We start from the raw sequence: 22991 nt of genomic DNA, 5'->3' as shown, positions 1-22991 counted from the left end.
AGTCGCCCACATTACGAAGCCGGTCCGACGAGACCGGCACAAACAAGAAAAGGGTGGGACGTCGGTCGGGCACGACCGCCAGCGTCTCCACCCTTTTTTGCTGTCCAGTCGGAGTTTGAATGAGCGTCACCACCTCGGGAATGCAGTCGAAGTCGAGTCGTCGGGCTGTCAGGCATTTCGTCGAACTCGTCAGTTCGATGCGCTTCGCGATCGCCTTGCTGGTCGTTCTCGCGATCGCGAGCATCATCGGCACGGTTCTCACGCAGGAAGATCCGTACCCGAATTACGTCAATCAGTTCGGTCCGTTCTGGGCCGACATCTTTCGCGGTGTGAGCCTCTACAACGTGTACAGCGCGTGGTGGTTCATGCTGATCATGATTTTCCTGGTGGTCTCGGTGTCGCTCTGCGTGATCCGCAACGGCCCGAAAATGATCGCCGACATGAAAAGCTGGAAGGATCGCGTGCGCGAAGCCGGTCTGCGCGCGTTTCATCACAAGGGCGAATTCGAGGTGTCGACGAATCGCGCGGAAACGTCCGTCGCGTTGCAGCGTCTGTCAGGCAAGCTCGGCTACAAGTTCGTCGCGCGCGAAACCAACAACGGCGCGACGCTGATCGCCGCCAAGCGCGGCGCGCTCACGAAGCTCGGCTACATCTCGGCGCATGTGGCGATCGTCGTGATCTGCCTCGGCGGCCTGCTCGACAGCAACTTGCCGATCAAGCTGCAAATGTGGCTTTTCAACAAGACGCCGGTGGCGACCAACGCAGTGATCAACGACATTCCGCCGGAACACCGCCTCGCCGCGACCAATCCGACTTTCCGCGGCTACGCGTGGGTGCCCGAGGGCCAGTTCGTCGGCACGGCGATTTTGAACCAGCAGGACGGATCGCTGATTCAGGACCTGCCGTTTTCCATTCAGCTCAACAAGTTCATCGTCGATTACTACTCGACCGGCATGCCGAAGCTCTTCGCGAGCGATATCGTCGTGATCGATCACGAGAGCGGCAAGCGCATTCCAGCGCGTATCGAAGTGAACAAGCCGTTCACCTATGACGGCATCTCGATTTACCAGTCGAGCTTTCAGGACGGCGGCTCGAAGCTCGACATGACCGCCTGGCCGATGTCCGGCGTCAGCGCGAAGACTACGCCGTTCGGTGGCGCAATCGGCTCGACGGCGCCGGTGAATCCGCAGATCGTCGGCGCGAAGGGCGAAACCGTCGAATTCGCCGATTTCCGCGCGATCAACGTCGAAAACGTGACCGACGGCCGCGGCGCCGTCGATGCGCGGGGCGTCGGCCAAACGCAAACGCTCCGGCAAGCCTTCGACGAACGCTTGGGCTCCGGCGCGAAAACCTCGAAGCCGACCGATCTGCGCAACGTGGGGCCATCGGTGCAATACAAGGTGCGTAGCACGGATGGCCAGGCGCGCGAGTACAACAATTACATGCTGCCGGTCGATGTGGGCGGCCAGCAGATGTTTCTCGCCGGCATGCGCGTGAGCCCGAACGATCCGTTCCGCTACCTGCGCATTCCCGCCGACGAGCAAAGCTCGGTCAAGCAGTGGATGCTCCTGCGCGCCGCGCTCGCGACGCCCGCGATGCGCGCCGAAGCCGCGCATCGCTTCGCGCAGCGCTCGGTGCCGCAGGCGAGCGGTGACTTGCAGAAGCATCTGGAAGAAAGCGCCGTGCGCGTGCTGAACCTGTTCGCAGGTGTCGATGAAAACGGCGCAACGCCGCAGAACGGCCAGATGATTGGCGGCTTTGCGGCGATCGCGACGTTCATCGACAAGTCGGTGCCGAAGGGCGAGCAGGAAAAGGCTGCGGGCCTGCTGTTACGCATGCTGGAAGGCGCGACGTGGGACCTGTGGCAGATTGCCCGCGAGCAGAACGGCATGCCGGAAGCCAAGGTCGACGAAAAGAACACGGCGTTCGTGCAGGCGTCGATCAATGCGCTTTCGGACAGCTTTCTGTACGGATCGCCGGTCTTCCTGCAACTCGAATCGTTCAAGCAGATCCAGGCGTCGGTGTTCCAGCTCACGCGCGCGCCGGGTAAAAAACTGGTGTATCTTGGCAGCCTCCTTCTCGTACTCGGCATCTTTTCGATGTTTTACGTACGCGAACGCCGCCTCTGGTTCTGGATCAAAGATAAAGGCGAGGGCGGCGCCACGGTGCTGATGGCGATGTCGACGGCGCGCCGCACGCTCGACTTCGAAAAGGAGTTCGCCCAGACACGCGATACCGTCGCGGCCACGCTCGGCGGCAGGCCGGTCGGGGCAACCGAGGCGCCTCCGCCCACCGCCACCGCACAGCCCGAACCCGTCGGCTCGCACGAATCAACCCGGTAAGATCATGGCCCTCACTCAAGCTTCCTCCCATTCGACTCCGGCCGGCCAGCGCGCAGCGCAAAGCCCTGCCGATGCGGCTCTTTTCGACGATCGTCCATTCCTGAAGAAGCTCGGCGCCATTGACTGGCTATTTGCCTTGGCGATGGTTGCGGGCGCGGGTTTCGCGCTGTATCGCTATCACCCGTTCATGGACGTGTACGACAAAGCCGTCCTGATTGGTGCCGTGCCGACGTTCACGGTACTCGGCTGGCGCTGGAAGCCGGTGCGTTTGTTGATCGCGATGATCGCGGTGCTGTCGCTTTTTTCGATCCAGCTCTATCACGCCGATCTTGCGCGCGCCGACACGAACTTCTTCCTGAAGTATTTCCTGTCGAGCCAGTCCGCGATCCTGTGGATGAGCGCGCTTTTCATTCTCGCGACGGTGTTCTACTGGATCGGCCTCGTGACGCGCTCGGCGACGGGCGGCGCGATCGGCTCGAAGATGACGTGGGTCGCCGTGCTGATGGGTTTTGTCGGCCTGATGGTGCGTTGGTACGAGTCCTATCTGATCGGCTCGGACGTCGGGCACATTCCGATCTCGAATCTGTATGAAGTTTTCGTGCTGTTCTGCCTGATCACGTCGCTGTTCTATCTCTATTACGAGCAGCATTACGCCACGCGTGCGATGGGCGCGTTCGTGCTGCTCGTGATCGGCGCGGCTGTCGGCTTCCTGATGTGGTATTCGATTGCCCGCGACGCGCAGCAGATCCAGCCGCTCGTCCCCGCGCTGCAAAGCTGGTGGATGAAGATTCACGTGCCGGCGAACTTCATCGGCTACGGCAGCTTCGCGCTGTCGGCGATGGTGTCCGTCGCGTATCTGTCGAAAGAGCGTGGCGTGCTCGCCGACCGCCTGCCGTCGCTGGAAGTGCTCGACGACGTCATGTACAAGTCGATCGCGGTCGGTTTCGCGTTCTTCACGATCGCGACGATCCTCGGCGCGCTGTGGGCTGCCGAAGCGTGGGGCGGCTACTGGAGCTGGGACCCGAAGGAAACCTGGGCGCTGATCGTCTGGCTGAATTACGCGGCCTGGCTGCACATGCGTCTGATGAAAGGCCTGCGCGGCGCGGCCGCTGCATGGTGGGCGCTTACCGGATTGCTGGTCACGACGTTTGCGTTCCTCGGCGTCAACATGTTCCTGTCGGGACTGCACAGTTACGGCAAGCTGTAATATTCCGCGCCTTGCAGCGACTAAAAACCGTCACGCAGACTATGCTGGCGGTTTTTTTTCGCCAGCCGCGGAATAGCTGCATCCGAACACTTGTTCAACCCTTATATGCAGTGAGAAAACGCGGGCCACCCGCGCGAAACGGTCAGGAACAATCATGTTGATCAAACGAAATCGTCTGCTTTCCGGCGACGATATTGTGCGCAGCGAAATCACGCCGCGCGAAGTCTTCGAGAATCGCCGTCGCGTGCTGCGGGCGATCGGCGGGGGCGCGCTCGCCGCGACGGGGCTTGTCGGCCTGAACGGCGAAGCGCTCGCCACGATGACCTCGCCCGATGCCAAGGCCCAAAAGCTCGCGGCAAAGACGAACTCGAAGTTCGTCGTCGTCGATAAGGTGACGCCGTACAAGGACATTACGTCCTACAACAATTTCTACGAATTCGGCACGGACAAGGGCGATCCGGTGCAGAACGCGCATTCACTGCGTCCGAAGCCGTGGAAGATTTCGGTCGAAGGCGCGATCAAGAACCCGAAGGTCTACGATATCGATGAAATCCTGAAGCTCGCGCCGCTCGAGGAGCGCGTGTACCGGCTACGTTGCGTCGAAGGGTGGTCGATGGTGATTCCGTGGATCGGCATTTCGCTGTCGGAACTCATCAAGCGCGTCGAGCCGACCGGCAACGCGAAATACGTGCAGTTCATCTCGCTGGCCGATCCGTCGCAGATGCCGGGTTTGTCGACACCGATTCTGGACTGGCCGTATTCCGAAGGCCTGCGCATGGACGAGGCGATGAATCCGCTGACGCTTTTGACCGTCGGACTGTACGGACAGGTGCTGCCGAACCAGAACGGCGCGCCGGTGCGAATCATCGTGCCGTGGAAATATGGCTTCAAGAGTGCGAAGTCGCTGGTGAAGATCCGTTTCGTCGAAAAGCAGCCCGCGACGAGCTGGAATACCTACGCGCCGAGCGAGTACGGCTTCTATTCGAACGTGAATCCAACGGTCGATCACCCGCGCTGGAGCCAGGCGACGGAGCGGCGCATCGGCGAGGACGGGTTTTTCACGCCAAAGCGCAAGACGCTGATGTTCAACGGCTACGGCGATCAGGTCGCGTCGCTGTATCAGGGCATGGACCTGAAGAAGAATTTTTGAGTGAACCCGATGCCAACCGTATCCGATGTCAAACGGCCGGCTGTGAAAACGAGCGGCGCCAGCACGGGCTGGATTGTGCCGGCCAAGGTGGTCGTGTTCGTCGCGGCGCTTTATCCGCTAGCCCGCCTCGTGCTGCTCGGCGTCACCGACGGGCTGGGCGCCAATCCGATCGAATTCATCACGCGCTCGACGGGCCTCTGGACGCTCGTCTACCTTTGCATCACGCTGGCGATCACGCCTGCACGCAAGCTCACCGGCGTGAATGCGCTGCTGCGGTTTCGCCGGATGCTGGGGTTGTTCGCGTTCTTCTACGGCGTGCTGCACTTCACGACCTACCTGTGGTTCGACAAATGGTTCGACGTCGCCGAGATCGCGAAGGACATCGTCAAGCGGCCGTTCATCACGGTCGGGTTCGCGGCATTCGTCCTGTTGATTCCGCTCGCGGTGACATCGCCGAAAGCGATGGTGAAGAAGCTCGGACGCCGCTGGCAGACGCTGCACAAGGCGATTTACGTCGTAGCGACGCTCGCGATCCTGCATTTCTGGTGGATGAAGGCGGGCAAGCACGATTTTCTGCTGCCGAAGATATACGGCGCGATCGTGATTGCGTTGCTGGGCTGGCGGCTTATCGTTTGGCTCATGGGCCGAAACGCGCGATCGACGCGCTGATATAAAAAAAGCGATGCCGCGGCATCGCTTTTTTTCGCACTAATCGCTTGGCTTCAGTCCGGCAGAATCGATTCCCCGGCGAACAATTGCTTCACTTCCTCGCGTTCGCGCACGAGCCGCGCGCGTTCGTGATCGACCATCACTTCGGCCGCGCGCGGACGCGTGTTGTAGTTCGAGCTCATCACAAAGCCGTAAGCGCCGGCTGAGCAGATCGCAAGCAGATCGCCCGGTTCGACCGCCAGTTCGCGATCGCGCCCGAGCCAGTCGCCGCTCTCGCAGACCGGACCGACCACGTCGTAGACCTGCGCCTGCGCCGCGCGCTTCACCACCGGCACGATCCGGTGAAACGCCTCGTACATCGCGGGGCGCGCGAGATCGTTCATCGCGGCATCCACGATGGCGAAGTTCTTTTCCTCGCCCGGCTTCAGATATTCGACGCGCGTCAGCAGCACGCCCGCATTGCCGACGAGCGAGCGGCCCGGCTCGAAATACACTTCGCGCTGACCGTGTCCGCGCTTCTTGACGTGCGCGAGCAGCGTGCGCACGAATTCGCCGATATCGGGGGGCGTTTCGTCGTCGTAGGTGATGCCGAGGCCGCCGCCTACATCGACGTGACGAACTTGCGCGCCGTCCGCCTCGATCTGTTCGACGAGATCGAGCAGCTTGTCGACGGCGTCGAGATACGGGCTGATCTCGGTGATCTGCGAGCCAATGTGACAATCGATGCCGATCACGTCCAGATGCGGCATCGCGTGCGCTTCGGCGTAGGTCGCGCGTGCATCGGCGAAGGCCACGCCGAACTTGTTCGACTTGAGGCCGGTGGAAATGTACGGATGAGTTTTCGCGTCGACGTCCGGGTTCACGCGCAACGAAACCGGCGCCGTCTTGCCTGCGGCTTTCGCCACGTCGTTCAGCGTGTGCAATTCCGGAATCGATTCGACGTTGAAGCACTTCACGCCCGCGTTGAGCGCTTCGCGCATTTCGGCTGCCGTCTTGCCGACGCCCGAGAACACCGTGTTTTCTGCCTTGCCGCCCGCGGCCAGAACGCGCGCCAGCTCACCCGCCGACACGATGTCGAACCCCGCGCCGAGCCGCGCGAACACGTTGAGCACGGCGAGGTTGCTGTTCGCCTTCACCGCGACGTGGATTTTCGCGCGGTGGCCGGCGCAGGCATCGGCGTAGGCGCGATAGGCCTCGGTCAGCGCGCTGCGCGAGTAGACGTAGAGTGGCGTGCCGAACTGATCAGCGAGCGACGCGGCGGAGACGCCTTCGACGTGCAGGACGTCGTCGGCGTAGGAGAATGCGGATTGAGTCATGCGAAACCTGAGAGCGGCGAGTTAGTCAGCCGACGACGCGGCTTTGGGCGCTGCGGCGTTGGATTTCAGATCGGTGTCGGGGGAAAGCGAGAGCGGCTGGCCGGAGGTGTCGGGAACGGTGCTTTCATCGCCGGAAGCGGCATCCGGCGGCGGCGTTTCCTGGAGACTGGCGGGACGCTGGGGCAAGGGCGGCGTGGCCGGAAGATACAGCGGACCGCGTTGTCCACACCCGCCGAGCGCGCCCACCGTGACGGCGGAAACGGCCAAAGCCGCTACAATCGCGCTCATCCTGAAAACCACTCGCATGACTGTCCCTGAATAATTAATCGCTGGAGTTTAGCATGACAGACCAGGAATACCTGACCCTTGCCGAGGCCGCGCTGACAGCCATCGAACGCTCTGTGGACAAGGCTCTCGCGGATATCGAGTTCGAACGAAGCGGCAATGTTCTGACGCTTGAATTCGAGAATCGCACGAAGGTGATCGTCAATTTGCAGCCGCCGAAACACGAGATCTGGCTGGCGGCGAAGGCGGGCGGTTTTCACTACAAATACGTCGACGGAAAGTGGCGCGACACGCGCGACAACTCCGAATTCTTCGCGACGCTGACGAAATACTCGACCGAACAAGCAGGCGAGCCGGTCAGCTTTTCAGCGTGACCGGCTCGATTGGGCGACGGCTCGGCGACTGCTCCGTCAGTTGCCCTTGAACAGATTCATGATGTCCTGCTTTTCCTGCTCGCCGACGTCAGGTGTCGGGGCCGTCACGCCCGACACACCGTCCTGCGGCGGGGCCTGACTCACCCCGATCGTCGCGACGAAGCCGTGGCCCGGCGTCATGTCGTCGTAATACAGTTCGCCGCCGAGTGACGTGACATCGGGCGGCTGCATCGGGCGCCATTCCGGCACGTCGCGCAGCGCGCGCGTCATGTAGTCCATCCACACAGGCAAAGCCAGCCCGCCGCCGGTTTCCTTGTCGCCCAGGGAGCGCGGATTGTCGTAGCCGATCCACGCGATCGCCACGAGCGAGTGCTGGTAGCCGGCGAACCAGGCATCGCGCGAATCGTTCGTCGTGCCCGTCTTGCCGGCGAGATCGCCGCGCTTCAGCTGATTGGTCTTCGACCCCGTGCCGCGCTGCGCGACGCTTTGCAGCAGGCTGTTCATCACGTACGCATTGCGCGGCGTGATCGCGAGCGGCGCGGTTTCCTGCGCGACGAGCGGCTGCGGATGCGCGACCACCGCGCCGCGCGGATCGGTGATATCGGCGATCAGGTACGGATTCACGCGATAACCGCCGTTCGCGAACACCGAATACGCGGTCGCCATCTGCAGCGGCGTGACAAGACCGGCCCCGAGCGCCATCGGCAGATAGGCGGGTTGACGGTCGGCATCGAAGCCGAAGCGCGTGACGTACTGCTGCGCGTACTTGGTGCCGATGTGGCTCAGGATGCGGATCGACACGAGATTCTTCGAGCGTTGCAGCGCCTGGCGCATCGACATCGGGCCGTCAAAGCCGCCGCCGTAGTTCTTCGGCTCCCACGCCTGCCCGCCGGTGTCGGCGGCGCTGAAGAAGAGCGGGGCGTCGTTGATGATGGTCGCGGGCGAGAGGCCCTTTTCCAGCGACGCCGAGTACACGAACGGCTTGAAGCTCGACCCCGGCTGGCGCCATGCCTGCGTGACGTGGTTGAACTTGTTCTTGTTGAAATCGAAGCCGCCGACGAGCGCGCGGATCGCGCCGTCCTGCGGCACGACCGAGATCAGTGCGCCTTCCACCTGCGGCAGTTGCGTGATGGTCCAGTCGCCGGCGTCGTTCTTCACGAGCCGTACGATCGCGCCCGGCCGGATGCGCTGGTTCGGCTGCGGACGGGTCGAGAGCGCGTTCGCGACGAAACGCAGGTTGTTGCCGTCGATGGTTGCCGCGTTGCCGTCGATAAAACTCGCCTTCACCTGCTTCGGGCTTGCCGCCGTCACGACCGCCGCGACGATCTCGCCGTTGTCCGGATGTTCGACCAGTGCGTCATCGATGGCCTGCTCGCGATCGTCGGCGTCTTTCGGCAGCTCGATGAACCCTTCCGGTCCGCGATAGCCGTGGCGGTGCTCGTAATCCATCAGGCCTTTTCGAACGGCGCGGTAGGCGGCGTCCTGATCGACGGAATCGATGGTCGTCACGACGTTCAGCCCACGCGTGTATGCCTCTTCGCGATATTGCGCGTACATCATCTGGCGCACCATTTCCGCCACGTACTCCGCGTGCACGCTGAATTCGCGCCCGGCGCCCTTCACGATGATCGGCTGTTTCGTCGCCTGTTCGTATTCGTCAGGCGTGATGTAGCGCAGTTCGAGCATGCGCTGAAGGATGTACTCCTGGCGCACCTTCGCGCGTTTCGGATTCACGACCGGGTTATATGCCGACGGCGCCTTCGGCAGCCCAGCGAGCATCGCGGCTTCGGCGAGCGAGATATCTTTCAGATCTTTTCCGAAATAGACCCGCGCGGCGCTTGCGAAGCCGTACGCGCGCTGCCCGAGATAGATCTGATTCATATAGACCTCGAGAATCTGATCTTTCGTCAGCGCCCGTTCGATCTTGTACGCGAGCAGCATCTCGTAAATCTTGCGGGTGTAGGTCTTTTCGCTCGACAGGAAGAAGTTGCGTGCGACCTGCATCGTAATTGTGCTCGCGCCTTGCGACGCCCGGCCGTTCGTCAGCGCGACGCTGCCCGCGCGCAGGATGCCGGTGAGATCGACGCCACCATGGTCGTAGAAGCGCGCGTCCTCGATGGCGAGCACCGCTTTTTTCAGATGATCCGGCACGTCCTGGATACGCGCGACGCTGCGCCGCTCTTCGCCGAATTCGCCGATCAGCACGTGATCCGCCGTGTAGATGCGCAGCGGCACCTTCGGACGGTAGTCGGTGAGGGCTTCGAGCGACGGCAGGTTCGGCATCGCGACGACGAGCGCATAGCCGAGCACCAGCGCCGCCGAGACGATCAGCCCGAATATGCAGATGAAAAATCCGAACAGAAGCCGCAGAAGAAGCGGGCGCTTTTTGCGCTTGGGCGGCTGGGACGGCGGGTTCGACGGGGAAGAAGATTGCATAGCACCACCAAAAAACGGTCCCGCGATTATAGCTGGCCGACTTTACCGTCCTCGCTGCATGTTTCTTTGGCGTAGCACGCCGCAGCACCTGCGTTAGCCATCCGGCCGAATGTTCGCGAGGCCCGCCGCTCACCACAATTCTCCTACTGCAAGCGCCTGAATGGTTCGGTGCGGGAGATATGAAGGGAGGCGGGATGAAGAGGGAAGGAGCATTACGCACGTCGTTACTGACGGTCACGCGCCGGTACGCGGCGGGCATCGACGTAAGTGAGCGGTCGGTAAGGCTCGCGGTCGTCAGCAGGCGGCTGCGGGCAAACGGGCCGGTATGCGTGGAGCACCTCGAATCGGTGCCGCTGCCGGCGGGCGCGATGATCGGCGGCGATTTCGTCGACCGGAACGCGATTTCGGCGGCGCTCAGTGAGGCGTTCGGGCGTTTGCCCGCGCGTGGATCGTGGCGCGCGCTGCGTTGCGCGATGGGGTTGCCGGCCTCGGCGACGCTCACGACGCAGGTGCCGCTCGCACGGCTGATCGAGGGGCGCCATACCGCGCGGGGCGGGTACAGTCCGCTCGACTTGCTGGAGCCGGCGGTGCTCGCGGAGGCCGAGCGCGCGGCGGGCATCGAGCGCGCGGCGCTGGCGGTCGACTGGTCGGTCCAATCACGCAGCGACGGCTGCGCTCAGGTTTCGATTGCGGCGACGGCACGCCAGCACGTGGAGTCGCGCGTCGAGACGGCGGCCGCCGCCGGTATCTCGCTCTCGGCGATCGACGGCGAGCCCGCCGCCGCGTTGCGCGCGATGCGGCACGCCGGAAGCATCGAACTCGATTCGCGCGACAGCTATATCGTGTGCTGGGCCGAGAGCACGGGCCTGCACGCGTGGCTCGTCGGCGAGGACGGCGTGGAAAACGAACTGCGCTATCCGACGCCGGAACATCAGTCGATCACAGACGCCCTGCGCGACCTGATCGGCCCGAAGGGGCCGCCGGACTGGATCTTCGTCGGCGGGGATCTCGATCTGCTCGGCCGCGCGGGCTATCCGGCGACCGAGCTGCAGGCGATCTTCCGCTGTCCTGTGCTGCCGTTCGAATGCGCGCCGTTCTGTAACGGGGCGTCGCAAGTCGAGGAGGCGCTGCGGCACTCGCCGCTCTTCGCCGTCGCGTTCGGACTGGCCCTTCGCGAGGTGACGCAATGACGAACTTCATCTTACGAGATGGCTTCAATCTCCTGCCGTATCGGTCGAGAAAGCGGCGCGAGGCGCGCAACCGGCGTCTGGCTGCGCTCGCGGCGGCCGGGCTGGCGGGATGCGCGGCGGTCGGCGCGGTCGCGGGCTGGGATACGTTCGAGCGGCTGCGGCTCGATCGGGCGCGAGGTGCGCTGGAAGCGGAACTTCGCAAATCGAGCGCGGAGGTCGCCGAGCACGGCCGGCTGTCGAAATCCGAAGCAGAGCGGCGGCGCGCCCGCGAAGCCGCTGGACCGCTTGCGGCTCCCGGTGCGCGGTTTCTCGGCTTGCTCGATGCACTCGCTCAGGCGTCCCAGGGCGGTGTCGCGTTGCAGCGCGTGTCGCAGCGTGCGCAGGAAGTCGAACTCGCGGCGTTCGCGCCCGATTCGCAGACGGCGGCGCGCTGGCTCAAGCGCCTGGAAACCGTGCGCGACGTGCAGGCGGTGGAGGTCGTCGAAATGAAGCGGCCTGCATCGCATGGCAAAGCCGATGCCGTCAGCGGCTACGAATTTACCGCGCTCGTGCGCTGGACTGGCGACGCGTCGTCTGCGCAGCCGCCGAAAGCGGTCGTGGCGTCGTCGGATCAACGGAGGCCCGCAAAATGAACACGCTCGCGATGAATCGCCCGATGGGGCGTGACGAAAATTTGAAACGGCTGGCGACGCAGCCTGTCGACGCATGGAGCCGACGGCGCACAGCGCTCACTGCCGTCGCGTTCGGCACGCTCGTCTGTGTGCTGGGCGCGCAGATGTTGCGTGAGTCGGGCATCAACGGGATCGACGCCAGTCGCTCGGCACTCGATGAAACGCAGCGCCGCGTCCAGCGGACGGGCAGCATCGTGGCCGCGTTGCCGGCGCTCCGGGCGCGCTTGGCGCACGATCAGCAGGCGTCCGCGCGCTGGACGTCGGCCGATGCGCTTCAGTCGATTCCGACGCTCGCCGCTCAACACGGGCTGCGCGTCGGCGCGATCGAACCGGCTTCGGGCAAAGGCGGCGCAACGGACGGCGAGCGCACGCTCAAACTGCGCGCGGAGGGCACGTTCGGCGAGGTGCGCCGCTTTCTGGACGCGCTCGGCTCGCTGCCGCGTCTGGTCGTCGCGGAAGCGGTCCAGTTGAAGCGCGGCCCGAATTCGCTCGCGTTGGAAGCAACATTGCACGTTTTCGAGACGCTGCCGGCCGTCGCGCGGCTTGTCGAGACGGACCGACGCGACGCTTCCGTCGTCGATCCATTCGGCAAAAAAGGCGCGCCGGCATTCGGGACAGCGGGTGAGATGTTGCTCGTCGGGACGCTGATCGGACGGAAACGCGCGATGGCGCTAGTCGAGACGGTTTCGGGCATCGACGGCTTCGCGCCCGGGCAGATGATTGGCGACGAACGGCTCGGCCGGATCAAGCCGCGTTCGATCGACCTCGCGCGCGGCGACGGCCAGTCGCGCACGGTGGCGTTTGCGGAGGATCGTCTGTGATGGCGCGCTCGATGAACCTGGCAGTCGGCGTGATCCTGCTGTGTCACACGCTGACCACACAAAGCGCGGTGCCGCCGCTGCCGCCCTTGCCCGACACGCTTCCGACCGACCAATTCGCCGTCGATACGAGCGTGCCGCCGGTTCCGGCGCTAGCCGTGCCGGAGGCGGCTGACGCTGCGATTCAGGACTCGGCGTGGCTCGCGCCGACGGAAAAACCGGCTGCGCCGACGCCTGCGGCCGAGGCGCCTCCTGCGCTCGAAGGCCCGCCCGTGCCGCTGCCGCCGCTCGAACGCCTGAGCCGAGCGAAAGACAGCGAAGGCGACGCCGGCAAGCCCATCACGCTGAGCCTGAAAAACGCCGACCTGCCCGCCGTCCTGCAAACCTTCGCGAAATTTTCGGGCCTGAACATCGTCGCGAGCGAGAAGATTCACGGCATGGTTTCGCTGAATCTCGTGAACGTTCCATGGCGGCGCGCATTCGACACGCTCCTGGAAGTGAACGGCCTCGCGATGGAGCGCCACGGCGAGGTGATCTGGGTCGCGCCGCTCGCGGAACTCGCGGCGCGCGAAAAGCTGCGCTTCGAAGCGCACGCCCGCGCCGCCGATCTGGAGCCGCTCGGCAGCCGCACATTCGTGCTGCGCTATCCGCGCGCCGAAGACGTGCGCAAGCTCCTGAACGGCTCGGGCAGCCAGCGGGTGCTGTCCAAGCGGGGCTCGGTGATGGCCGATTCGCGCACGAACCTGCTGTTCGTCACCGATCTGGAGGCACGCGTCGCGCAGATCGCCGAGCTGATCGCGCGGATCGACCAGCCGACGCCGCAGGTGATGATCGAGGCGCGCATCGTCGAGGGCGAAGCCGGGTTTTCGCGCAATCTGGGCGTGAAGCTGTCGATGACGGCGGCGAGCGACCCGGCGCGCGGGCTCTCGGGCGGCGGATACGACCTGTCGGCGCGGCCGATCTCCGGTTTCGATGCCGCGACGGCCGGTCTCACGCTGTTCGCCGCGCAGGCGACGCGGCTCCTGAATATCGAACTGAGTGCGCTTGAAGCCGAGGGACGCGGCCAGATCGTGTCGCGGCCGCGCGTGGTCACCGCGGATCGCGTGAAAGCGCTGGTCGAGCAAGGCACCGAGCTTCCTTATCAGGCGAAAGTCGGAAATGGTGTCTCGGGGGTGCAGTTTCGGCGCGCTGCGCTCAAACTGGAGGTCGAGCCGCAGATTACGCCGCACGGCCGCGTGATCCTGGACCTGGATGTGTCGAAGGACAGTGTCGGCGAGCAGACCGCCGCCGGGCCCGCGATCAACACGAAGCACGTCCAGACGCGCGTCGAGGTGGAAGACGGCGGGACGGTGGCGATCGGCGGAATTTATTCAGCAGACGAACGCGATGACGTCACAGGCGTGCCGCTGCTGTCGAGAATTCCGATCCTCGGCGCGCTGTTCCGGCACGACGCGCGGCGGCGCTCGAAGAGCGAGCTGGTGATCTTCATCACGCCGCACATCGTGGGCTCGCCGGGCTGACGGCGGCGGCCGCCGAGGGCGTCCAGACTCGACAAAGCGGGCGGTTTGCCCTTAAGCTGCCGCACGAACAAAATCAGATTTCACCCAAAAAGGAACCGAGTTGCACGCCGGGCACGCAAACGCGAACATTTTTTTTGTCGGACTCATGGGGGCGGGAAAAACCACCGTGGGCCGTGCGGTTGCGCGCCGGTTGCAGCGCTCGTTCATCGATTCGGACCACGAGATCGAGGCGCGCACCGGCGCCCGGATTCCGGTGATCTGGGAGCTCGAGGGCGAGGAAGGTTTCCGGCTGCGCGAGGCCAGTGTGATCGACGAGCTCTCGCAGCGCGAAGGCATCGTCCTCGCGACGGGCGGCGGCGCGGTGTTGCGGCCGGAGAATCGCGAACATCTGAAGAATCGCGGCATCGTCGTCTATTTGCGCGCGAATCCGCACGATCTCTGGCAACGCACGCGGCGCGACAAGAATCGTCCGCTGCTGCAAACCGACGATCCGCGCGGCAAGCTCGAAGCGCTTTTCACGACGCGCGATCCGCTCTATCACGAGTGCGCGCATTTCGTCGTCGAAACCGGGCGGCCGACCGTCAACGCGCTCGTCAATATGGTCCTGATGCAACTGGAGATGGCCGGCGTCGTCAGACCGGCTGAGTCATAATGTCCGCCATGATTACTGTCAACGTCGAGCTGGGCGAGCGCGCCTACCCTATCCACATCGGCGCCGATCTGATCGGACAGACCGGGCTATTTGCTCCGCACATCGCGGGGTCGTCGGTGGCGATCGTCACGAATTCCACGGTCGATCCGCTGTATGGCGACACGCTTCGCGCCGCGCTCGCGCCGCTCGGCAAAAAGGTGACGACCGTCGTCCTGCCGGACGGCGAAGCGCACAAGAACTGGGAAACGCTGAACCGCATCTTCGATTCGCTGCTGACCGAACGCGCCGATCGCAAGACGACGCTGATCGCGCTGGGCGGCGGTGTGGTCGGCGATATGACGGGATTTGCCGCCGCCTGCTACATGCGCGGCGTCGCGTTTATCCAGGTGCCGACCACGCTGCTGTCGCAAGTCGATTCGTCGGTAGGCGGGAAGACTGGCATCAACCATCCGCTCGGCAAGAACATGATCGGCGCGTTCTATCAGCCGCAAGCGGTGATCGCCGACATCGGCGTGTTGCGCAGCCTGCCGCAACGCGAACTCGCGGCGGGGCTTGCCGAAGTCATCAAGACGGGCGCGATCGCCGATCCCGAATTTTTCCAGTGGATCGAAGAGAACATCGAGGCGCTCAACCGGTGCGACGCCACTGCACTCGCGCATGCGGTCAGGCGCTCGTGCGAGATCAAGGCATCGGTCGTGGCCGCGGACGAACGCGAAGGCGGCCTGCGCGCGATCCTCAACTTCGGCCACACGTTCGGGCATGCGATCGAAGCCGGCTTGGGCTACGGCGAGTGGCTGCACGGCGAGGCGGTCGGCTGCGGGATGGTGATGGCGGGCGATCTCTCGGTGCGGCTCGGCAGGCTCGACGAAGCGTCGCGCAAGCGTCTCGTCGACGTGATCGCAGCGGCGAAACTGCCGGTCAAGGCGCCCACGCTCGGCGCGGACCGCTATGTCGACCTGATGAAGGTCGACAAGAAAGCGCAGGCGGGCGAGATCAAATTCATCCTGCTGACGCGCTTCGGCGACACGCAGATCACGACCGCGCCCGACGAAGCGGTGCGCGCGACACTCGCGGCAAGCGTCTGAAGCGACTAGCGGCGGCCGGAACACGATGATGCGGAGCAGCCGGTGAGCGAAACAAAGCGTCAAATCTTCGTGGGCACGCCCACCTCGTTCGCGATGGAGGCGCATCTCGCGCCGTACGCCGCTCACTCGGCGACATCGCGCGGGCGTCGTTATGCTGAAGCGCCGCCCACCGCGCGCACCGAATTCCAGCGCGATCGCGACCGCATCGTCCATTCCACGGCGTTTCGGCGGCTCGAATACAAGACGCAGGTCTTTGTGAACCACGAGGGTGACCTGTTTCGCACGCGGCTCACGCACAGTCTCGAAGTGGCGCAGATCGCGCGGTCGGTGGCGCGCAACCTGCGCGTGAACGAAGACCTTGTCGAAGCGATTTCGCTCGCGCACGATCTCGGGCATACGCCGTTCGGTCATGCGGGACAGGATGCGCTGCACGAATGCATGCGCGATCACGGCGGCTTCGAGCACAACCTGCAGAGCCTCGCCGTCGTTGATCAACTCGAAGAACACTACGGCGCGTTCAACGGCCTCAATCTCTGCTTCGAAACGCGCGAAGGCATTCTCAAGCACTGCTCGCGCGAAAATGCGCGCAAGCTCGGCGATCTCGGCGAGCGGTTTTTAACGGGCCGCCAGCCGTCGATCGAAGCGCAGATCGCGAACGTTGCCGACGAAATCGCGTACAACAATCACGACGTGGACGACGGCCTGCGCTCCGGTTTCATCCCGCTCGAGCAACTGGCCGAAGTGAGCCTCTGGCACACGCATCACGAGGCGGCGCGCAGCGAGTATCCGCGCATCGACGGACGGCGGCTGATTCACGAGACGATCCGCCGGATCATCAACACGCTGATCGTCGACCTGATCGACACCACGAACGACAATCTCGCGCGCATCGCGCCCGAATCACTCGACGATGTGCGCAATGCGCCGCCGCTCGTCGCGCACAGCGAGGAAGTCGCCGCGCAGGCCGCCGCGCTCAAGCGCTTTCTGTTCAAGAACCTGTATCGCCACTATCGCGTGATGCGCATGGCGAACAAGGCGCGGCGCGTCGTGACCGGCCTTTTCGGTGCGTTCACGGAAGACCCGCGCCTGTTGCCGCCGTCGTATCAGGCGCGCGGGCCGGTCGCGGAGGAGTCGGCGAACGACGCCGCCGGGCCTACGTACAACGGCTCGCAGGCGCGCCTGATCGCGCATTACATCGCGGGCATGACCGATCGCTACGCATTGAAGGAATATCAACGCCTGTTTGTCATCGACGATAACTAGAATCGGCGCTTTTGCCATCCGGCTGAAAATCGCCGGCATCAACAACGGAGACTATTCGATGAGTTTCAAGCCCTTGTTCCGCTCGATTTCGGCGGCCGCCGTCCTCACTTTCAGCGCCGTGAACGCCGCGCAAGCCGCGACGGAAGTCCAGTTCTGGCACGCGATGGAAGCCGCGCTCGGCGAACGCGTGAACGACATCGCCAACGATTTCAACGCGTCGCAAAGCGACTACAAGATCGTGCCGGTGTTCAAGGGCACCTATGACCAGACGCTCGCGGCGGGCATCGCGGCGTATCGCAGCGGCAACGCGCCCGCGATCCTGCAAGTGTACGAAGTCGGCACGGCCACGATGATGCAGGCGAAGAAGGCGGTCATCCCGGTCTCGGACGTGTTCAAGCAGGCCGGCGTCCCGCTCGACGAAAAGGCGTTCGTGCCGACCATCTCCGGCTACTACAGCGACGCGAAGACCGGCCACCTGATCTCGATGCCGTTCAACAGCTCGACGCCCGTCCTCTACTACAACAAGGAAGCGTTCAAGAAGGCCGGGCTCGATCCGAACCAGCCGCCCAAGACGTGGGCCGACGTCGAAGCCGATGCGAAGAAGCTGAAGGCGTCGGGGTTGTCGTGCGGTTATTCGTCGGGATGGCAAAGCTGGATTCAGCTCGAGAACTACAGCGCGTGGCACGCCGCGCCGTTCGCGACGCAGAACAACGGTTTCAACGGCCCCGACGCCAAGCTCGAATTCAACAAGCCGCTGCAGGTCGCGCACATCCAGTTTCTGCAAGACATGGCGAAGGAAGGCACGTTCACCTATGTCGGCCGCAAGGACGAACCGGTGTCGAAGTTCTATAGCGGCGACTGCGGGATCATCACGAACTCGTCGGGCTCGCGCGCGACGATCAAAAAGTACGCGAAGTTCGATTTCGGCGTCGGCATGATGCCGTACGACGCCAGCGTGAAGGGCGCGCCGCAGAACGCGATCATCGGCGGCGCGAGTCTCTGGGTGCTCGCGGGCAAGGACCCGGCGGTGTACAAGGGCGTCGCGAAATTCCTCGCGTATCTGAGCTCGCCGCCGGTCGCGGCGAAGTGGCATCAGGACACGGGCTATCTGCCGGTCACGACTGCCGCGTATGAACTGACGCAGAAAGACGGCTTCTACGACAAGAACCCCGGTGCCGATGTCGCGATCAAGCAGATGCTGAACAAGCCGCCGCTCGCGTACACGAAGGGCCTGCGCCTCGGCAACATGCCGCAGATCCGCACGGTGGTTGACGAAGAACTTGAGCAGGTTTGGGCGCAGAAGAAGTCGCCGAAGGAAGCGCTCGATTCGTCCGTTTCACGCGGCGACGAGTTGCTGCGACGTTTCGAGAAAGCCGGCAGCTAAGCGGCCTTTCCCCAGCCGCGCCCGATCGGCGCGGCCGTTTCTTTCGCGCATCAGGATCAGTCGATGGAAAAGCGGTCTCGTTTCAACACGAGCGTGTTGCCGTACCTGCTGGTCGCGCCGCAGCTTGCGATCACGGCATTGTTCTTTCTGTGGCCCGCGGGCGAAGCGCTCTGGCAGGCGACGCAGAGCCAGGACGCGTTCGGCACGTCGAGCGAATTCGTCGGGCTCGCCAACTTCAAGCAGCTTTTCAACGATCCGCTGTATCTGTCGTCGTTCAACACGACGCTGATCTTCTGCACGCTCGTCACCGTGTCGGGGCTCCTGATCTCGCTCCTGCTCGCCGCGTGCGCCGATCGCGTCACGCGCGGCGCGAAGGCGTATCAGACGCTTCTGATCTGGCCGTACGCCGTCGCGCCCGCGATCGCCGCCGTGCTGTGGTCGTTCCTGTTCAACCCGAGCATCGGGCTCGTGACCTACGCGCTCTCGAAATACGGCATCGTGTGGAATCACGCGCTGAACGGCTCGCAGGCGATGTTTCTGGTCGTCCTTGCGTCGGTGTGGAAACAGGTGAGCTACAACTTCCTGTTCTTCTACGCGGGCCTGCAGGCGATCCCGCGCTCGCTGATCGAAGCCGCCGCCATCGACGGCGCCGGTCCCGTGCGGCGCTTTTTCGGCATCGCGTTGCCGCTCCTCTCGCCGACGAGCTTCTTCCTGCTCGTCGTCAACCTCGTCTATGCGTTCTTCGATACCTTCCCCGTCATCGACGCAGCCACCGGCGGCGGCCCCGCCCAATCGACGAAGACGCTCATCTACAAGATCTTCGCCGAAGGCTTCCAGGGCCTCGATATCGGCAGTTCGGGCGCGCAATCGGTCGTGCTGATGGCGATCGTGGTCGGGTTGACGGTCGTGCAGTTCCGCTTCATCGAGCGCAGGGTGCAATATTCATGATCGAGAATCGTCGCGGTTTCGACATCTTTTGCCACGCCGTGCTGATCGTGGGCGTGTTGCTCGTCGTGTTTCCGGTCTACGTTGCGTTTTGCGCGGCCACGATGAACGACAAGGAAGTGTTCACTGTGCCGCTTTCGCTGATCCCGAGCACGCATCTGTTCGAGAACATCGCGAACATCTGGACGCGCGGCAGCGGCAACGCCGCCGCGCCGTTCGGCCGCATGCTGCTGAACAGCCTCGTGATGGCGCTCGTAATCTCGATCGGCAAGATCGCCGTGTCGATGATTTCCGCCTATGCCATCGTCTTCTTCCGCTTCCCGTTCAAGAATCTCGCGTTCTGGCTGATCTTCGTCACGCTGATGCTGCCGGTAGAAGTGCGGATTTTTCCGACGGTGCAAGTCGTATCGTCGATGCACCTTTCGAACACGTATGCCGGGCTCACGCTGCCGCTGATCGCCTCGGCGACGGCGACCTTCCTCTTCCGCCAGTTCTTCATGACGCTGCCCGACGAACTGATGGAGGCGGCGCGCATCGACGGCGCGGGGCCGCTGCGCTTCTTTTGGGACGTCGTGCTGCCGCTCTCGAAGACGAACATCGCCGCGCTCTTCGTGATCACGTTCATCTACGGCTGGAATCAGTACCTCTGGCCGATCCTGATCACGAGCCAGCAATCGCTGCAAACGGCGGTGGTCGGCATCAAGAGCATGATCGCTTCCGGCGACACCGCCACCGAATGGCACCTCGTCATGAGCGCGACGCTGCTCGCGATGCTGCCGCCGCTCGCCGTCGTGCTGACGATGCAGCGCTGGTTCGTGCGCGGCCTCGTCGATTCCGAAAAATAACTGGAGACCTGACCTCATGATTCTCGAAATCGCGCAGTTGCCGGTGAAGGCCGGCGAGGAGGCCGGGTTCGAAGCCGCCTTCGACGCAGCGCAAAAGATCATCGCCGCGCAACCCGGCTACCGCTCGCACGAGCTGCTGCGCGGCGCCGATGCCGGCAACGGCTCGCGCTACGTGTTGCTCGTGCGTTGGGATTCGGTCGAAGCGCACGACCCGGGCTTTCGCCAGTCCGCCGATTACCAGAAGTGGCGCGAACTGCTGCATCGCTTCTACGAACCCGGCATCGCGGTCGCGCATTTCGCGACGGTCGCGGGCGCGCTGGAAGGCTGACCGATGGCCGCACTGACTCTGAACGCCGTCAAGAAAAGCTACGACGGCAAGTCGTTCGTGCTGCACGGCATCGACGTTGCCGTTGAGGACGGCGAGTTCGTCGTGATGGTCGGGCCGTCGGGCTGCGGGAAGTCGACGCTGCTGCGCATGGTCGCGGGGCTGGAGAGCGTGTCCGAAGGCACGATTTCGATCGGCGGCAAGGTCGTGAACAAGCTGGAGCCGAAGGATCGCGACATCGCGATGGTCTTCCAGAACTACGCACTCTATCCGCACATGAGCGTCGCGCAGAACATGGCGTACGCGCTGAAAATCGGCGGCGTGGATCGCGCGACGATCGACAAGCGCGTCGCGAACGCCGCGCGCATCCTTGAACTCGAACCGCTGCTCGCGCGCAAGCCGCGTGAGCTGTCGGGCGGGCAGCGGCAGCGCGTCGCGATGGGCCGCGCGATCGTGCGCGAACCGGCTGTGTTCCTCTTCGACGAACCCCTGTCGAATCTCGACGCGAAGCTGCGCGTGCAGATGCGTCTCGAAATTCAGCGGCTGCACGCGCGGCTCGCGACGACGAGCCTCTACGTCACGCACGACCAGATCGAGGCGATGACGCTCGCGCAACGCGTGATCGTGATGAATCGCGGGCACGCCGAGCAGATCGGCGCGCCGACCGAAGTCTACGAGCGCCCGGCGACAGTGTTCGTCGCGAGTTTCATTGGCTCTCCGGCGATGAATCTGCTCGAAGGGCGCGTGTCGGAGGACGGTTCTGTCCTCGAAGTCGCGGGGAACGGTCCGAAGCTGCCGCTCACGGGCGTGCAGGGCATGGGGCGCGAGATGAACGGACGTGAGTGGATCGTCGGCATCCGTCCCGAGCATATGACGCCCGGGCAGCCGGGCATCGCGCATGTGACGCTGAACGTCGATTCGTGCGAGTTGCTCGGCGCCGATAACCTCGCGCACGGCAAGTGGGGCAAGCACGATGTGGCGGCGCGATTGCCGCATGCGCATCGGCCGGAGGTCGGCGAGGCGCTGGAAGTTGCGCTGCCGGCGCATCGCCTGCATTTCTTCGATCCGGCGAGCGGGCTGCGTGCCAATTGAAGGAACAGGAGGCGCGATCATGAGAACCTGGCCTTATCCGCGCGTCGTCGCGCATCGCGGCGGCGGCAAGCTTGCGCCGGAAAATACGCTTGAAGCGATCGATACCGGCGCGCGGCTCGGTCTGAGAATGATCGAGTTCGACGCGAAGCTGTCAGCGGACGACGTCGTTTTCCTGCTGCACGACGATGACGTCGATCGGACGTCGAACGGGCACGGCGCAGCGAAGGCGATGAAGTACGCACAAATCGTGCAGCTGGACGCAGGAAGCTGGTTCGACGCGACGTTTGCTGGCGCGCGTATGCCGATGCTGGAGCAGGTGGCGGCGCGCTGCAAGCGGCACGGGCTTGCGGCAAATGTCGAGATCAAGCCGTGCGAAGGGCGCGACGTGGACACCGGGCGAATCGTGGCGCAGGAATCGGCGCGCCTCTGGTCCGATGCCGAACCGGCGCCGCTGTTGTCATCGTTTTCCTACGCGGCGCTCGAAGCCGCACGCGATGCCGCGCCCGACCTGCCGCGCGGAATGCTCTACGGCGAGATTCCGCACGACTGGCACGCGCAGACGGCGGCGCTCGCGTGTGTGTCGCTGCACGCGGACCACCGCAAGCTCACCGAAGCGCTCGTCGCGGAGATCAAGGATTCGGGCCTGCGGATTCTGGCCTATACCGTGAACGATCCCGAGCGCGCGCGGCTGTTGGCGCACTGGGGCGTCGATGCGATTTGCACGGACCGCATCGACATCATCGGCGCTGATTTCGTCGAATAAGACGCGCGTGCTGCTACGAGCGTACGCGTGCGAGCAACACACCCGCAACCAGCGCCAGACCGCCCACGAGCGCGATGGTTTGCCACGGCTTTTCGTGGATATAGGCATCGGCGTCGGACAACGCGGCGTTAGCGCGTTCGCGCATCGCCAGATGCGTGTCGTTCAGGCGCGACCGCGCCGTATCGATACGGCGGCCAAGCTGGGCTCTCAGGGCGGCAACATCGGCCTGCGTGCCGTCGGCGAGCGTGGATTCGAGTTCGGACAGCAGCGTGCGCAACTCGACGCCGATATCCTCGGCTGCTTCGCGTCCGTGGCGCGCGATACGACGGGCGCGACGGCTCGTCGAATTCCATGAATCTCCGATGGCGCCGCGCGTATTGGGAAGTGCGTTCATAAGATCGCTCCGTCGATGGATGAATCGTGGATGGGCCGCGTAGCTGAAGTGCGGCGGGGAAACTCCTGAAGCAGCAAGTTCGATGCCGACGCTTTGTCGAGGTTCAATGAGTGTTCGACGCACGTGGCTAGGAGCCTGCACCCAGTGAGGCAAGAGGGCAAGTCTCGCGCGAGATACGTAAGAAATGCAATCGAGGGTTTGCACGCAGTCAGATTTACAGGCGAGCGTAAAAATGCAAAACGCCGCTGTTGCGTAGTGCAAACAG

22 protein-coding genes are annotated in these 22991 nt (G+C 63.9%); 18 read left to right on the top strand and 4 right to left on the bottom strand.

The genetic code is table 11. The features are described from left to right. Positions 1–119: 119 nt before the first annotated feature. The 4 genes from AWB65_RS18355 (at position 120) to msrQ (ending at position 5368) form a co-directional block, all read left to right on the top strand. Positions 120–2342 carry a cytochrome c biogenesis protein ResB gene (locus AWB65_RS18355; RefSeq protein ID WP_087668515.1) on the top strand — a complete coding sequence of 741 codons (2223 nt, stop codon included), beginning with the start codon at positions 120–122 and terminating at the stop codon, positions 2340–2342. Between the two features lie 4 nt (positions 2343–2346). Continuing rightward, positions 2347–3549, top strand: coding sequence for a c-type cytochrome biogenesis protein CcsB (gene ccsB, locus AWB65_RS18350; protein WP_087668514.1), 1203 nt, complete (start codon positions 2347–2349; stop codon positions 3547–3549). Between the two features lie 154 nt (positions 3550–3703). After that, entirely contained in the window at positions 3704–4699 is a 996-nt protein-coding gene (gene msrP, locus AWB65_RS18345) for a protein-methionine-sulfoxide reductase catalytic subunit MsrP (RefSeq protein WP_087668513.1), read from the top strand. Between the two features lie 9 nt (positions 4700–4708). Beyond that, the gene (msrQ, locus tag AWB65_RS18340; RefSeq protein ID WP_087668512.1) at positions 4709–5368 is read left to right on the top strand and encodes a protein-methionine-sulfoxide reductase heme-binding subunit MsrQ; all 660 of its coding nucleotides are present in this window, start codon (positions 4709–4711) and stop codon (positions 5366–5368) included. 53 nt (positions 5369–5421) lie between these two features. Here the strand turns inward: msrQ and lysA are convergent, their stop codons facing one another. After that, complete coding sequence (gene lysA / locus AWB65_RS18335) at positions 5422–6684, bottom strand: diaminopimelate decarboxylase (protein ID WP_087668511.1); 1263 nt, start codon at positions 6682–6684, stop codon at positions 5422–5424. A gap of 21 nt (positions 6685–6705) precedes the next feature. Further along, positions 6706–6990 (bottom strand): LPS translocon maturation chaperone LptM, encoded by a 285-nt coding sequence (gene lptM / locus AWB65_RS18330; RefSeq protein WP_087668510.1) that lies wholly within the window; start codon positions 6988–6990, stop codon positions 6706–6708. 35 nt (positions 6991–7025) lie between these two features. Here lptM and cyaY point away from each other — a divergent pair, with 35 nt between their 5' ends. Beyond that, entirely contained in the window at positions 7026–7343 is a 318-nt protein-coding gene (cyaY, locus tag AWB65_RS18325) for an iron donor protein CyaY (RefSeq protein ID WP_087668509.1), read from the top strand. A gap of 36 nt (positions 7344–7379) precedes the next feature. Here the strand turns inward: cyaY and AWB65_RS18320 are convergent, their stop codons facing one another. Continuing rightward, a complete protein-coding gene (locus AWB65_RS18320) occupies positions 7380–9779 on the bottom strand; it encodes a penicillin-binding protein 1A (protein ID WP_087668508.1) in 2400 nt (799 codons plus the stop codon). A gap of 194 nt (positions 9780–9973) precedes the next feature. Between AWB65_RS18320 and pilM the strand changes: the two genes are divergently transcribed. From pilM to ugpQ, 13 genes are all read left to right on the top strand, one after another. Continuing rightward, positions 9974–10969: a type IV pilus biogenesis protein PilM gene (gene pilM, locus AWB65_RS18315; RefSeq protein ID WP_087668507.1), complete on the top strand. Its 996-nt coding sequence runs from the start codon at positions 9974–9976 to the stop codon at positions 10967–10969. Beyond that, complete coding sequence (locus tag AWB65_RS18310) at positions 10966–11601, top strand: PilN domain-containing protein (protein ID WP_087668506.1); 636 nt, start codon at positions 10966–10968, stop codon at positions 11599–11601. The genes pilM and AWB65_RS18310 overlap by 4 nt, the downstream gene beginning before the upstream one ends. Beyond that, the gene (locus tag AWB65_RS18305; protein WP_087668505.1) at positions 11598–12461 is read left to right on the top strand and encodes a type 4a pilus biogenesis protein PilO; all 864 of its coding nucleotides are present in this window, start codon (positions 11598–11600) and stop codon (positions 12459–12461) included. The genes AWB65_RS18310 and AWB65_RS18305 overlap by 4 nt, the downstream gene beginning before the upstream one ends. 11 nt (positions 12462–12472) lie before the next feature. Further along, on the top strand, positions 12473–13978 hold the full coding sequence (locus AWB65_RS18300; RefSeq protein WP_235007670.1) for a type IV pilus secretin PilQ: 1506 nt from the start codon (positions 12473–12475) through the stop codon (positions 13976–13978). 145 nt (positions 13979–14123) lie between these two features. Continuing rightward, on the top strand, positions 14124–14630 hold the full coding sequence (locus AWB65_RS18295; protein ID WP_374729751.1) for a shikimate kinase: 507 nt from the start codon (positions 14124–14126) through the stop codon (positions 14628–14630). Next, positions 14630–15715, top strand: coding sequence for a 3-dehydroquinate synthase (aroB, locus tag AWB65_RS18290; RefSeq protein ID WP_087668502.1), 1086 nt, complete (start codon positions 14630–14632; stop codon positions 15713–15715). The genes AWB65_RS18295 and aroB overlap by 1 nt, the downstream gene beginning before the upstream one ends. Positions 15716–15808: 93 nt before the next feature. After that, entirely contained in the window at positions 15809–16978 is a 1170-nt protein-coding gene (locus AWB65_RS18285) for a deoxyguanosinetriphosphate triphosphohydrolase (RefSeq protein WP_087668535.1), read from the top strand. Between the two features lie 58 nt (positions 16979–17036). After that, complete coding sequence (gene ugpB / locus AWB65_RS18280; protein WP_087668501.1) at positions 17037–18362, top strand: sn-glycerol-3-phosphate ABC transporter substrate-binding protein UgpB; 1326 nt, start codon at positions 17037–17039, stop codon at positions 18360–18362. Positions 18363–18425: 63 nt separating this feature from the next. Beyond that, a complete protein-coding gene (gene ugpA / locus AWB65_RS18275; protein WP_087668500.1) occupies positions 18426–19310 on the top strand; it encodes a sn-glycerol-3-phosphate ABC transporter permease UgpA in 885 nt (294 codons plus the stop codon). Further along, complete coding sequence (gene ugpE / locus AWB65_RS18270) at positions 19307–20152, top strand: sn-glycerol-3-phosphate ABC transporter permease UgpE (protein ID WP_087668499.1); 846 nt, start codon at positions 19307–19309, stop codon at positions 20150–20152. The genes ugpA and ugpE overlap by 4 nt, the downstream gene beginning before the upstream one ends. 16 nt (positions 20153–20168) lie before the next feature. Continuing rightward, a complete protein-coding gene (locus AWB65_RS18265; RefSeq protein ID WP_087668498.1) occupies positions 20169–20480 on the top strand; it encodes an antibiotic biosynthesis monooxygenase family protein in 312 nt (103 codons plus the stop codon). A gap of 3 nt (positions 20481–20483) precedes the next feature. After that, positions 20484–21569, top strand: a complete 1086-nt coding sequence (locus AWB65_RS18260) for a sn-glycerol-3-phosphate import ATP-binding protein UgpC (protein ID WP_087668497.1) — start codon at positions 20484–20486, stop codon at positions 21567–21569. A 19-nt stretch (positions 21570–21588) separates the two neighbouring features. Beyond that, positions 21589–22332, top strand: a complete 744-nt coding sequence (gene ugpQ / locus AWB65_RS18255) for a glycerophosphodiester phosphodiesterase (protein ID WP_087668496.1) — start codon at positions 21589–21591, stop codon at positions 22330–22332. Between the two features lie 13 nt (positions 22333–22345). On the opposite strand, the gene AWB65_RS18250 is transcribed toward ugpQ, so the two are convergent. Then, the gene (locus AWB65_RS18250; protein WP_087668495.1) at positions 22346–22726 is read right to left on the bottom strand and encodes an ElaB/YgaM/YqjD family protein; all 381 of its coding nucleotides are present in this window, start codon (positions 22724–22726) and stop codon (positions 22346–22348) included. Between the last annotated feature and the right edge of the window lie 265 nt (positions 22727–22991).

The organism is Caballeronia humi (genome assembly GCF_001544475.1).
Classification (GTDB): Bacteria; Pseudomonadota; Gammaproteobacteria; order Burkholderiales; family Burkholderiaceae; genus Caballeronia; species Caballeronia humi.
The sequence above is the reverse complement of the archived record's forward strand: the minus strand, read 5'-3'. Positions and strand labels throughout refer to the sequence as shown.

Excerpts from the sequence above, each read along its gene's own strand:
- AWB65_RS18355 (WP_087668515.1), top strand. The coding sequence starts at position 120 with ATGAGCGTCACCACCTCGGGAATGCAGTCGAAGTCGAGTCGTCGGGCT.
- ccsB (WP_087668514.1), top strand. The coding sequence starts at position 2,347 with ATGGCCCTCACTCAAGCTTCCTCCCATTCGACTCCGGCCGGCCAGCGC.
- msrP (WP_087668513.1), top strand. The coding sequence starts at position 3,704 with ATGTTGATCAAACGAAATCGTCTGCTTTCCGGCGACGATATTGTGCGC.
- msrQ (WP_087668512.1), top strand. The coding sequence starts at position 4,709 with ATGCCAACCGTATCCGATGTCAAACGGCCGGCTGTGAAAACGAGCGGC.
- lysA (WP_087668511.1), bottom strand. The coding sequence starts at position 6,684 with ATGACTCAATCCGCATTCTCCTACGCCGACGACGTCCTGCACGTCGAA.
- lptM (WP_087668510.1), bottom strand. The coding sequence starts at position 6,990 with ATGCGAGTGGTTTTCAGGATGAGCGCGATTGTAGCGGCTTTGGCCGTT.
- cyaY (WP_087668509.1), top strand. The coding sequence starts at position 7,026 with ATGACAGACCAGGAATACCTGACCCTTGCCGAGGCCGCGCTGACAGCC.
- AWB65_RS18320 (WP_087668508.1), bottom strand. The coding sequence starts at position 9,779 with ATGCAATCTTCTTCCCCGTCGAACCCGCCGTCCCAGCCGCCCAAGCGC.
- pilM (WP_087668507.1), top strand. The coding sequence starts at position 9,974 with ATGAAGAGGGAAGGAGCATTACGCACGTCGTTACTGACGGTCACGCGC.
- AWB65_RS18310 (WP_087668506.1), top strand. The coding sequence starts at position 10,966 with ATGACGAACTTCATCTTACGAGATGGCTTCAATCTCCTGCCGTATCGG.
- AWB65_RS18305 (WP_087668505.1), top strand. The coding sequence starts at position 11,598 with ATGAACACGCTCGCGATGAATCGCCCGATGGGGCGTGACGAAAATTTG.
- AWB65_RS18300 (WP_235007670.1), top strand. The coding sequence starts at position 12,473 with ATGAACCTGGCAGTCGGCGTGATCCTGCTGTGTCACACGCTGACCACA.
- AWB65_RS18295 (WP_374729751.1), top strand. The coding sequence starts at position 14,124 with ATGGGGGCGGGAAAAACCACCGTGGGCCGTGCGGTTGCGCGCCGGTTG.
- aroB (WP_087668502.1), top strand. The coding sequence starts at position 14,630 with ATGTCCGCCATGATTACTGTCAACGTCGAGCTGGGCGAGCGCGCCTAC.
- AWB65_RS18285 (WP_087668535.1), top strand. The coding sequence starts at position 15,809 with ATGGAGGCGCATCTCGCGCCGTACGCCGCTCACTCGGCGACATCGCGC.
- ugpB (WP_087668501.1), top strand. The coding sequence starts at position 17,037 with ATGAGTTTCAAGCCCTTGTTCCGCTCGATTTCGGCGGCCGCCGTCCTC.
- ugpA (WP_087668500.1), top strand. The coding sequence starts at position 18,426 with ATGGAAAAGCGGTCTCGTTTCAACACGAGCGTGTTGCCGTACCTGCTG.
- ugpE (WP_087668499.1), top strand. The coding sequence starts at position 19,307 with ATGATCGAGAATCGTCGCGGTTTCGACATCTTTTGCCACGCCGTGCTG.
- AWB65_RS18265 (WP_087668498.1), top strand. The coding sequence starts at position 20,169 with ATGATTCTCGAAATCGCGCAGTTGCCGGTGAAGGCCGGCGAGGAGGCC.
- AWB65_RS18260 (WP_087668497.1), top strand. The coding sequence starts at position 20,484 with ATGGCCGCACTGACTCTGAACGCCGTCAAGAAAAGCTACGACGGCAAG.
- ugpQ (WP_087668496.1), top strand. The coding sequence starts at position 21,589 with ATGAGAACCTGGCCTTATCCGCGCGTCGTCGCGCATCGCGGCGGCGGC.
- AWB65_RS18250 (WP_087668495.1), bottom strand. The coding sequence starts at position 22,726 with ATGAACGCACTTCCCAATACGCGCGGCGCCATCGGAGATTCATGGAAT.